The sequence below is a fragment of the Phaeodactylibacter sp. genome (assembly GCF_022763345.1).
Lineage (GTDB): Bacteria > Bacteroidota > Bacteroidia > Chitinophagales > Saprospiraceae > Phaeodactylibacter.
In genome coordinates this window covers 85606-96947 of sequence record NZ_JALEGS010000065.1, presented here as the reverse complement: position 1 = coordinate 96947, position 11342 = coordinate 85606, and the positions used below count along the sequence as shown (strand labels likewise).

Annotated in this window: 7 protein-coding genes; all 7 read right to left on the bottom strand. The window is 52.9% G+C overall.

Translation table 11 applies throughout. The features are described from left to right. Window positions 1–148 precede the first annotated feature (148 nt). The 7 genes from MRY86_RS18125 to MRY86_RS18095 all read right to left on the bottom strand — a co-directional run bounded on the left by MRY86_RS18125 (window position 149) and on the right by MRY86_RS18095 (window position 11213). The gene (locus MRY86_RS18125; RefSeq protein ID WP_293570166.1) at window positions 149–4315 is read right to left on the bottom strand and encodes a DEAD/DEAH box helicase; all 4167 of its coding nucleotides are present in this window, start codon (window positions 4313–4315) and stop codon (window positions 149–151) included. Between the two features lie 69 nt (window positions 4316–4384). Continuing rightward, a complete protein-coding gene (locus tag MRY86_RS18120) occupies window positions 4385–5113 on the bottom strand; it encodes a hypothetical protein (protein ID WP_293570164.1) in 729 nt (242 codons plus the stop codon). 4 nt (window positions 5114–5117) lie between these two features. Continuing rightward, a complete protein-coding gene (locus tag MRY86_RS18115) occupies window positions 5118–5714 on the bottom strand; it encodes an RNA polymerase sigma factor (protein WP_293570162.1) in 597 nt (198 codons plus the stop codon). 93 nt (window positions 5715–5807) lie between these two features. Further along, complete coding sequence (locus MRY86_RS18110; protein ID WP_293570160.1) at window positions 5808–6689, bottom strand: DUF2202 domain-containing protein; 882 nt, start codon at window positions 6687–6689, stop codon at window positions 5808–5810. A gap of 219 nt (window positions 6690–6908) precedes the next feature. Next, window positions 6909–7991: a hypothetical protein gene (locus tag MRY86_RS18105; RefSeq protein ID WP_293570158.1), complete on the bottom strand. Its 1083-nt coding sequence runs from the start codon at window positions 7989–7991 to the stop codon at window positions 6909–6911. Window positions 7992–8003: 12 nt separating this feature from the next. Next, window positions 8004–8252 carry a hypothetical protein gene (locus MRY86_RS18100; RefSeq protein ID WP_293570156.1) on the bottom strand — a complete coding sequence of 83 codons (249 nt, stop codon included), beginning with the start codon at window positions 8250–8252 and terminating at the stop codon, window positions 8004–8006. 12 nt (window positions 8253–8264) lie between these two features. Then, window positions 8265–11213: a hypothetical protein gene (locus MRY86_RS18095; protein ID WP_293570154.1), complete on the bottom strand. Its 2949-nt coding sequence runs from the start codon at window positions 11211–11213 to the stop codon at window positions 8265–8267. Between the last annotated feature and the right edge of the window lie 129 nt (window positions 11214–11342).

The following is an 11342-nucleotide window of genomic DNA, read 5'->3' as shown; positions in this document are numbered from 1 at the left end:
TCGCTTGCATATACATATCCTCTGCTCTGAGGTCTTGCCAATCTATGATTTTCAATGAACTTTTGTACTATTAACAAACGTACGAGCATTTACGCTAGGAAGTGGTCACCGACATTTATCGTCGGTGACCACTTCCTAGCGTATATTTTCAGGCCTCTCCTTTCAGCAAACTCAGCATATCATCCACTGACAGCTTGGCGCTTACATCCGTTCCGGAGAGGAGCTGATCCGCCAGTTCGCGCTTATTTTGGTGCAGCTGCACAATCTTTTCCTCAATGGTATCTTCACTGACGAAGCGGTAAACGGTCACCGGGCGCTGCTGCCCCATACGGTGAGCACGGTCGCTTGCCTGATCTTCCACGGCGGGGTTCCACCAGGGGTCGAGGTGGAGTACGTAGTCAGCTTCCGTAAGATTAAGTCCAGTGCCCCCTGCCTTAAGGCTGATGAGGAAGAGCTGACCTTCCCCGTTTTGGAAAGCCTGCACAGCCTCTTCCCGTTTTTTGCCCGGGGTCTGCCCATCGAGGTACTGATAGGGAATACCCTGTGCCTTCACCCATTGCTCTACGATGCGCAGGTGTTTCACAAACTGGCTAAACACCAGCGCTTTATGCCCGCTGTCTAGCAATTCCAGGATGGTCTCCCCCACAAGGTCGAGTTTGGAACTCGGCACCCGGCTATCTGGCATCACGAGGCGGGGATGGCAGGCCGCCTGTCGGAGCTTGGTCAGCTGCGCCAGGATGGCAAACCGTTTGGATGCACCATCTGCAGCTTCCACGGCTTCTAACGCACTTCGGCGGATGGCTTCGTAAAAGGAGTGCTCCGATTCGGTAAGGGAAACCGAAAGGATGATTTCGGTCTTAGCCGGCAGCTCGGTAAGCACGTCTCGCTTGTGGCGGCGTAGAATGAACGGCTGAATCAACCGCCGGAGTTGTTCACGGCGCGGCTCGTCCCCTTTGCTGATCGGGTTAGTGAACTTTTCGTTGAAGCGTTTCTGGGAGCCCAGCAAGCCTGGGTTGAGAAAGCGGAAAAGGTTCCAGAGTTCACCCAGGTGGTTCTCAATAGGTGTGCCAGTGGTAGCGAGCCGGAAGTCAGCCCGGAGCTCCATCGCTATTTTCGAGCGCTTGGTGGCGGCATTTTTGATGGCCTGCGCCTCATCCAGGACAAGAGAGCCGAAAGACTTTTGCGTCAGTGTTTCTTCTACAAAAGGCAGCAAGCCGTAGCTGATAATGAGCAAGTCGCCGGGCCCAACTTCGTCGATGAGGTCCACCTCCTTGCTGTTGCCCAGCAGCTTTGGCGTCAGATCTGGGGCAAAACGCGCGGTCTCCCTTACCCAGTTGCGGGTAACGGATGCCGGTGCGATGACCAGTCCGGGGCCTACTTCCTTGCGCGCGGAGAGCATAGCCAGCGCTTGTACAGTCTTACCCAAGCCCATGTCATCGGCCAGGCAACCGCCGACGCCCCATTCCGCCAGCCGCATCATCCACCGGAAGCCTTCTTTCTGATAGGCGCGCAGATCGGCCTGAAAAGTATTGGGCACTCGCGGACGGATGCGCTGTGCCTGTTGGATACGCTGCATGCTTTTAGCCCAGCTCTGATCGGCTTCCAATTCAGCCAGCTCCCCGGCGAGCTCATCAATGCGGAGCCCGGCCAGTGGATTGAGCTCGTATTGTTGCCCCCGCATTTGGAGCAAGCCATCCAGTTCGCGAAGGCGCTCCCTGAAGGTTTCGGTGAGGGCAATGAAGGTCCCTTCGCCGAGTTCAACAAAGGGGCTGTCGTCCTCGCGGACATGGTCGAGGAGTTGCTGAAACTGCAGGATTTCCTCTTCATCCAGTTTAAGGGTGCCATCCACGGCAAACCAGTTGGACTCCTCCTGAATGCGCACCGACAACTGGTCGGTACTGGTAATGCCCAGCAGCTTGACTTTTTCCCCCTTTGGAAATTCCATTTTGATTTGGCCTGCTTCCCGCAAAGGGTGCAATTCGAGGAGGATTTGCAGGCAGGCTCTCGTGTCTTCGATTTGCCATTCGTAGCTCTGAGCCGGCTGTTCTGCCAGGGTGGGACAGGCCGCAATGACTTCTGCTGCCAGTGCCCGCTCTTTGTCGAGCCGGCGCTCGCAGGCTACCCGCCCTTCTTTTGTGCTGAGGATGCGTGTAGCCAGCCCTTCGCCCGGTTTGAAGTAGTGGGCCTCTTCCCTTAGCGGCTTGACATAAAATTCGAGCTTAAAGCCTTCGCCGAAAGGCAGGAGGTGCAGGCAGGGCATGGGGTCGCCGGTCATGGATTCCAGCCCTTCTTCCATCATGGTCTTGGGGGATTGTACCTGTATGCGCCCCTGTAGTTGTTGGGTGATCCGCTCCATCTGCGGGCGGGCTTCTTCCGGCATCAGTGCTCCGCGGCCAATGAGTTTGGCAACCTTCCGCTCTTCGTCGTTGAGCTTGTAAATCCGGTATCGGGTAGGGGTTTCTTTTTCTGTGACGTAGGTGCCGGATTTGGTTACGGGCCGGAAATGGACGCGGAGTTGGCCGCCTTCTTCCGTGATCAGCAGCTCCGGCTTGGAGCGGACCAGTTCAACCGGGATTTCGTTCTTGCCTTCCAGAAAAACGAAAGGGTGGTTGGTCAGCTGGTACAGGGCGTGATCGAAGTCCAGGCGGAGGTCGTCGGGCCCATAGTAAAACATGGGGTTAGAGCGGTTATCGTAAGCGGAGGTGACGGCATCGAGTACCCGTTGGTCTTCCTCGGTAAGGCTATCCACTTTGCCTTCGTAGAGATCGTTGATGGTGACTTTTCGGCCGGCTGACCAGCTGTTGCGCTTGCTGCGCTTTTGCTCTTTGGGCTGCAGTTCCCGTTTTTCGAAATCCACAAACCAGACCAGGCGGGTGCTACCGGGTGGGTAGTGGTTGTCACTGCTGCCGTTGCTAAGGGCATCAAGGGAATTGAGGATGCGCTCCCATGCCGATTGGCGGGGCAGTAGTTCTATGAGGTACTGGAAGCCCATATCGTCCTGATAATAGCGGGCGAGGACTTCCCACTCGCGACGTTTAGGGTGGTCGGGGAAGACGAGGGCAAGGGCGTTGGCCATTTCACCGCACATCCACTTCAGCTCAGCTTGTTCCCATAGTGGGAAAACAGCGTGGAGTTCGTCTGCCATTTGCATGTCCAGCTCTGCCCCAATCCAGTAGGCGACCCAGAGCACAAACAGGAGCTCTATAGGGTGGGTGGAAGTGCGGGCGCATTGTTGGAGCCCTTCGATTGCCACGTCTTCATCTTCCAGCATGAAGTGGAAAAAGACCCGCAGCGCATTAAAAATGCCCGGTAGGAAGCTGGATTCCACCTTCTGGTTCATTTGGCGCAATACTTCCAGCCCTTTCATGTTTTGGTGGCGACACTGCCAGACCAGGAACATGGCGCCCCAAAAGTCATTGTGCAGTGATTGGCGGGCTTTGGGCGACAGGTTTTTGAAGTGGTCGCCGGCACTTTCGATATTGCCCTGGAGCAGGGCCTTCATCGCCTGCAAGCCATACCAATGGTGGGTTCGATCCAGGAAAGGGAGCGCTTCCGTCAGGCTTTCCCGGGTTATGCCCTGCATGGCCAGATTGGTCGAATAGTGCATTTCGAAGTAGTCCTCCCGGCGGGGCGTTTCCTGAAGCAGAGCCTTGAGCAATTTATTGAAATCCTGCGCGGTAGCCCCTTCCCAAAGGTGCGGATGGTGGAAGATGTAATGGCAGGCTTCGCCGTGGAAAGGAGCAGGCAGCGCCAGGATGAAGTCGGGGTCGAGCGGCAGGAAGTTCGAGAGGGTGGCCTTTAGGGTTTGTTGTTTTTGCTTTTCGTCGAAGGTAAAGTTGCTGTTGAGCTGTTCGGCCAGGTGGCTGTAGTCGTAGTAGCTCTTTTCGAAGAGCAGCAGGCGGAGTTTCTTGAACTGCCGTTGGAGCTCGGCTTCCTGCATGCGGAAGGAGTAGACCGGGCGGTCTAGGCGTTCTTCCCGCCGCAGCTGACTGATGATGCGGTTGAGGGTTTTGCCGGCGTTGAGGAAGAAGTGCCGGGCGGCCACATCCCGCCATTCCGGTTTGGTGAAGGGGTCTTTGTACTCGTAGTCAATGTAGCCGTTTTCCTGCAGCCACCGCAATTGGTTGCGCACGAAGGTATGCGTCACTGTCCGCTGAGATTCGGGGCGGAACCCAGCCTTGTCCAGGGCTTTTTCGATGCTGTAGTTAGCCAGGGGGTATCCGTAAATGCTCACTACGCCCAGTACCCAGTAGGTATCATGGGGGAGTTCGCTGATGACTCTTTTCCGGTCTTGATAAGAAAGTTCCTTCGCCACGTGAATTGCTCCTTTTCCAAATTTTGCGCAAAGGTAAGGAGGTTGCAGCAGAAACCAGACAAATAAGAATTATTCCTTTGGGCTCATTTTGGAGCGTGGCCCGTTGAGCGGTTGCCCGCCCCAGGGTCGGATGAAGGTAGCTTCAAACCAGGCTGCACCTGTTTTTTCGCCGCTGAGCTTGACTTGCTCACCCGGCTCCAGTTGTATGCGGGGTGGCCAATCGGCGTTGGCGTAGCCAATCGTCCAGGTTTGCCCGTCGAAGTCTTCCAGTTGCAGAGCCTCCGGTGTAACGGTGACGATGGTGCCGCTCAGGTAGCCTTCCTCAGGGCGGTTCCAAAGCTGCTCCTTTTTTTCCTGTACGCTCTGATAGAGGTCTACCCGGATGGCAAATGCCTGCTCAAGCTGCTGTGCGCCACCGCTGATGAAGAAAGCCGTGCCCAGTAGTATGCTAAAAGCTGTGCTGTAGCCGGCCAGCCGGGCCAGGGTGAATTTGTAGCCCCGTTCGGAATAGCGCAGGGTGTACATAGACAGCAGCAGGGCCAAAGCCAGGAAAGTAATCCATACCAAAGGCAACAGGCTGAGGAGCCCTTCGAGCCAGGAGTGCCCAAAGTGCTGCAGCAAGCGGAAGTCGACCTGCTGAATGGTGAACAGGATGACCGAAAATGCCAGTGCGCCAATGAGAACAGTGAGCCCAAAACCGGTCCATACCGCCCACTTGAGTGCAGTGTACTGCCATTGGGGGCGTGGCTTTAAGTGCCGGGATTTGATCTGTTCCACAAGTTTATGAGCAGTATTCATGGCCTTATTTTTTCTGGTTAGGGGCGGGAGTGGCACGTGCCGTTTTTTCGAGTGCTTTCCGTGCCCGGTTGAGGCGGGTGGCTACGGTGCCTTCCGGAATTTGCAAAACATCGGAGATGGCTTCGTAATCGAGTTCTTCAAAGTAACGCAGGAGAATGACTTCCCGGTATTTTTGGGGGAGTTGGCTGATCCAGTGATGGAGCTGTTCGGCTGGGATGTTCTTTTCTTCTGTTTCCACCTCGCTGAGAAGGGAGTGCAGCAAGAGGGGATCTGCGTCTGCCCAGTCCACCGTCCTGTTTTTGCCAAATGAAGTTTGCCTGCGCAGGGCGGAAATAGCTTCGTTATGTACAATTCGGTACAGCCAGCTGCTTAGCTTCATGCCAGGGTCGTACCCTCTCAGATTGCGCCAGATTTTGATGAATGCCTCCTGCAGAATGTCCTCTGCACCATCCCGGCCTGCTCCGGTGATGCGGCGTACGTAGCGCAGTAGAGCCGGCTCGTAGCGTTCGTACAGACAGGAAAAGTAGTCGACTTCCCGGAGGGCGCGGGCGACTACTTCCTGGTCAGTGAGTTCGTTGCATTTTTTGCTGGCGATTAGCATGGAGCCCGGTCAGTAATAAGGTGAAAAATAAGCCAACCTCCCGGCTTTATCAAACAGAAGGCCAGGAGGTTGATGTTATAATTGATGGTTTTTTTAGTGGCCGCCTTTGCCGTTACCTTTACCGCCGCCGTTATTGCCATTGCCCTGCTGCCCGCCCGTGCCATCGCAGGTACCGCTGCCGTTGCCATTGCCGCCCTGTTGTTGCCCGGTACCACCACAAGTGCCGTTGCCATTACCGGTTTGAATACCGCAGATTGCATTCAGGTCGCTGCCGCGCTCGGTCTCGCTGCTGGTGATTTCTTCAAACAATTCGGCGCTGATGTACTGAGGGGCATAGGTGGCACCGATATTGGTGAGGTTCTTCATAAAGCCACGCAGGTGGTTGCGGGAGCCCCGGTTGAGCTCGTTGAATACGGCGATGAGGTCTTCGTTGTCCGCTGCTGCAATTTCCATATTCAGGTCATTGATATCGAGGTCTTCGATGGTCGCACCTACGATGAAGGCAGCTTCCAGGCTTTCGCTGCCCGTCTCTGTGAGCGTGGTGTAAAGCGCCTGCAGGTTCTCATTTTGGAACACGCCGGCGGGGTTGCTGCCGACCGGGTCTTGCAGTTCGTATTTTTCGATCAGGCAGAGCACGGAGGCCATATGCCGCTGCTCGGACTGCGCGATATTGGAGAAGATTCGGGTTTCCCACCGGTTGTAGAGGTACAGGTAGACGTCCCGCGCGAGCTTTTCCTCTTCCCGCATAAAAGTCAGGGCCTGCGCTTCAGCTTCAGAAAGGGCTTCTACCGGGAACTGCTCCTTCAGGCAGGCGCATTGGTCCGCAGTTACGTCAGTGGCTGCATCCCGGTTTTCAATAACGGAGAGGTCTTCGGGGGAGGTGCCGTTGACTTCCGACTCACATTGGGTGAAGAAGAAGACCGTACTGATCAAAAGCGTGGATAACATCATGGATTTCAAAATTTGCTTTTTCATGGCTGAATGTTTTTTGTGGTGATTGTTGTTTGAGGCTGTTGTGGGTACTACGCGGCCTTTTCGGTTTTCTTTCACTTTTGGGCAAAAAAATTCAGCAAGTGCAGCACAAAGGGGGAAACCCTAACCTGGTTCAAGGTTTTAGTATGGTTTTGCTCCCGATTCGGATTGCCAATAGCTCTTTATTTCAAACAAGACTTACTCAGGTCATTGGAGGGCTTCCTAACAGCTCATTTTCACCACCTCTCCTCCAATCATCACTGCATACGCTGTACCATCGCTGGCGAGCACGATGTCAATAATATCCCTCGAGCGCAAGCCCGGAATTTGTATCAACTCGATATCCTCCCAGTCTTTTTGATCATTGCCTGACACATCAAAGCGGGCGATCGTAGGCCTTTGGTCACCTCCACCACCACCAAAGGTGTAGAGAAAGCCATCGTGGGCGAAGGTGTTTTCATCTGGATAGAGCAGTACTTCGCGGAGCAGCTCGTCATCTACCTCTGGCGTTTCCTGTTGTAGGTCATAAAGCGGCAGCCATTCTGTACCGGACAGTTTATACATCCGGAAAGTGTTTGAAACATCCAGTGTGAAGGCAATCAGCCCGCCGTCGTAGTAAACATAGAGCAACCAGCTGGATGGGGGCGAAAACAGAGGGGCTGTATTGTTATCCAGCCCGGCGCGAATCACCCCGTTTTCATAGGCTGCAATTTCATTACTACAGCTAATACCATATAACCACTGCCCGCTTCCCGCTTCCAGTTTGACAGATGCACAGTCGAAAAAGCCGGGGCGCGGGGCAAAGGGCGTAATGGTATTGTTCCTGAACTCATGAATACCGTAAGAAGACCCAAGGCTAGGGTCTCCAAAGGTTCCTTGCAGCATCAAACGGCCCTGCCCATCGAGGGCCATATCGTAACAGCGCTGTTCGGTGACCGTATCTATTTCCCCGGTAGCATTCAGGCGAAAGAGCCCTTCGTCCGCACAGATCATCAGCTTGCCGTTGAATATCTCCAGGTTATTCACCTCCATTTTGTGGGTTTGCAGGGTGGGGCCATTAAAGCCATCTTTGATGATCAGCCCTTCGCGGTTTTCAACCACAAAAAACTCATGAAAAACCTCCAGCTCAGGCTGTTCATTGCTTATAAAGCCTTCCTCAAGCTCCATGACTTCAAATTGGTCGCAGCCAAAAATATTGTCCTGCGTGTAGGTAGGAGTATCAACGGTTGGAATGGCATCATTGTCCTGCTCACAAGAGGTAAGCAGTGCCAGAAACAAAAAAAAGGGTAAAGCAAAGTATTTCATCGCAATTAATATTTAACAAGTTATCATTTTAGAAAACAATTGAGTCCCATGGCTTAGCACCACACAGCGGTAGCGCCCCGGCTGCAGGCCCCCGCTCAACAGCACAGGTGGCTTTTCAAATACCGCTTCCCGCACAAGTTGGCCGGGGCCATAAAAAACCTGCAAGGTGACAGGGAAGTCCTCTTCATACAGGGGCAAGTCTATGGTTTTGGGATCCGTTAACACGTCCCACTTCACTCGCTGCTCTTGTATTGGTTTCATGCAGTCTTGTATTTAGTATTGAACGACAATTTTCCCTCTGCCCAGCAGTTTCCCGGCCTGACGTGCTTCGATAAAGTATAAACCATTTGCCAGGCCATTTCGCTTGAATTCCAACACATTGCCAGTATACTGTAAACGTTGGCAAAGCACCCCACGGCTATCGTAAAGCATCAGTTGCACCTCTCCCTCCGGCATTGCTTCGCTTAGCTCGATCCGGGCGGCGTTCTGGACAGGATTAGGGCTAACAAGCAGTGGCAGGGCTGGAGTCGGGGCAGGGCCTTCCTCTATCTGCTTGGACATTAGTATATCCTCCCTGATCTCATGGAACCAGGTGTTGGTATAAATCGGCAGGTTGAAATCGAAAAAGATAGCTGCCTGATTGTCTATCTGAGTGCCTTCCGGCAAATTGGGCATTTGGTCAATGCTGAAACTCACGAAGCCATGCGAAAGCGGCTCATTGGTTAGGGAATCTACCAGTTTGATGTCATTGAAAGTAAAAACCAATTCCCTTAAAGGGGTAATCTCAAGGCTGTATGGATGGCTGGAAGCTTCCAGTTTCAGGGAGCTCAAATCAAGATTTGGGTCAATTGGGTCTTTAATAACTACGGTGAATGCTGTGTCCGTACCCGTGTTTTGAAAGCGGATATGGTAGGAAATTCGCTGGTTCGACTCAATATAGTGCTTCCCGCCAATCTCTATGCCTCCGGGATAAGCCCGCTTGTCGTTGGGGTCATAGGATCCGATATTCTCCTGACAGTCGATAGATAAGAATTGGTCGGCATCGTCTTCCCAGTACTGTGTAACATAGCCCAGGCTGATTGGGGCGGAGGGGTCTTCCGCGCAACCTTCCACGAAAGCGGTTGGGGCGCTGTTGCCAGGGTGATTCGGCTCTTGTGTAGCTTCCAAGCGGTAAGTAGCGCCGCTGGCGTAAAGCCGGATGATTAGCGAGTCTCCTTCGCTCAGGACGCCCCCATTGCCCTCGAGCAATATGACCTGATCTTCGATGACCAGATACTCCACCGCTTCAGAAGTCGGTGCACTGCCAACATTTCTGATTGCAAAAGCTACAGAGTCTCCCTCACAACGCGCTTCTACCTCCACGCTGGCACCGGACCAGGCAGATGAGCTCACGCAGGGAGTATTAGGAAAAATGGTAGCGGTAGTGCAGTGCGCCTGCCCGAGCAAAACGCCTTCGCAGTTGACGTCTACCGTGATTTTAAATTCTCCGCATTGCCCTCTGTCTATGTCACCAATATTGAAGCGGAGCACCTGCCCCAGTACCGTACTTGGTACGAGGGTCGAGGAAGAATAATCCAATTCGGAATCCAGTTCTACCTCTATATAGGCATCTTCTGCCAGGGCAGTACCGGTATTGCAGTAATTGACGGTATAGGTGGATTCAAAACAGCGGCGTAAAAATGGTGCAGAGATATTGACAACGAGGTCAGGGCAGTCTACCATGGCCTGTGCTGAAAAATTTTGGGACAGCGTGTCTTCGTACTGTATTGCCAAGCCGTTAACTGCCGGGCAACCCGACCAATATTTGCTGGGTGGATACAAAAGGGCTTCATAGGTACCCGGCAGCACCGGGCGTTCGTATTGCCCCGCAGCATCAGAAAGCGCGTAAAAAGTATCGAGGGGGCTCCTAAAGGCGACCAGCCAACCGCCCAACGGGGCTTCTACCAACTGGCTACAGTCCTCATCAATATCCTCGAAGGTTTGCCCCTCGAAGATGCTGCCGTATAAATCGCCCTTTGGCCCCAGCTTCAACAAGTAGCCTGTATTGTAAATAAAAGAAGGGAAGGGCGCTGTATTGGTGGCAATCAGCCTTCCTGCAAACACAAGGTTGCCAGATGCCAGTACTTCGATATCCGTTAGCTCAGGGATGTACCTGGGTACATAGGTCTGCTGCCAGATGCGTTCACCCGCGTAGTCCACTTTGTATATCCATTGCTCCTTGATGTTGTTCTCCCACGGAAAGGAGGTTTGGTAATAAGCGATAAATCCCCCTTCTGCCGGTTTTACCCGCTCCCTGATGTTGTCCCAATCCAAGGCCCAGGGCCAGGCAAAAGCATGCTGCAGCACTCCGCTTGCATCAAACTCAAACCAAGCCTCCGAACCCGCCTGAACCGGCTTGCCTAAGATAATGAGCCCGCCATCCTCCTGAACCCAGTAACTAAGTTTGCTGGCATCTTCCAGCCCTGACAGCTCGACAGAAAGCGGGAAATAGGTGCCGCCTGCCTCATTTCCATCCTCATCTACCTCCAGGTGGTAGTACTCAAAATCAGCGTACTCCATAGCCAACAGCACACGCCCGTCACCCGTCGTTTGTATAGCCTTAAGGCGGGAGATTGCCCCACTGGCACTGAAAGTAAGCAGATAAGGTTTGGCCCAAACTAATTGGCCGGACAGGTTGACTTTGACCAATAAAGGGTACGCTTCGCCTGTCAGCGTATGGAAAGTAGCGGAAAAATAGAAGTGGCCGTTCAGAAAAGTGTATTCATCGAGGCGAGTATACCCCGGGGCGCTGATACCTGATATGGACTCAGGCAGGAATATCGTGGTTTGAATGGTGAAATCCTTACTTATACCCTCCCGGTAATTGAAATAAAGCACATCTGACTTTCCTGTTGAAGAGGCTATGACCTTATGGGAAAGAAATACAATATCCCCGTTGTTTAAAGGATAGGGGTTGAAGTCTAGCAGGGCCTCTCCAATTTCTGTATCGTTCGGGTGTTGATTGTTATTGTGAAAAATGTCTTCTATCGTTTCGCCATGCCTGCCGATAAGGTTAAACTGGTTAAGCCCACTTTTGATCAGAAAGGTGTCTCCGCCTACCTCTGTGATCAGGTCAGCAGATTGGAGATCGTATAAATTGCGCTCAAAACCCTGTGCTTTCAAATAAATGCTTGTGCTAAAAAGCATGCTGAAGGTCAGTAACACACAGAAAAAATATCGCATGGCTCTTACTGATTTAAGGTAGTTTGATGCCTCAAATATATCTGGCCTGACAAAGGCAAGCAATTACATATTTGGCAAATTATTGTAATTTTAGGCAAATGAATAGTTGTTAATTAATTGAAAATCAAT

What these genes read in the sequence shown, in the direction of transcription:
- MRY86_RS18120 (WP_293570164.1), bottom strand. Translation starts at nt 5,113, where the DNA reads ATGAATACTGCTCATAAACTTGTGGAACAGATCAAATCCCGGCACTTA.
- MRY86_RS18115 (WP_293570162.1), bottom strand. Translation starts at nt 5,714, where the DNA reads ATGCTAATCGCCAGCAAAAAATGCAACGAACTCACTGACCAGGAAGTA.
- MRY86_RS18110 (WP_293570160.1), bottom strand. Translation starts at nt 6,689, where the DNA reads ATGAAAAAGCAAATTTTGAAATCCATGATGTTATCCACGCTTTTGATC.
- MRY86_RS18105 (WP_293570158.1), bottom strand. Translation starts at nt 7,991, where the DNA reads ATGAAATACTTTGCTTTACCCTTTTTTTTGTTTCTGGCACTGCTTACC.
- MRY86_RS18100 (WP_293570156.1), bottom strand. Translation starts at nt 8,252, where the DNA reads ATGAAACCAATACAAGAGCAGCGAGTGAAGTGGGACGTGTTAACGGAT.
- MRY86_RS18095 (WP_293570154.1), bottom strand. Translation starts at nt 11,213, where the DNA reads ATGCGATATTTTTTCTGTGTGTTACTGACCTTCAGCATGCTTTTTAGC.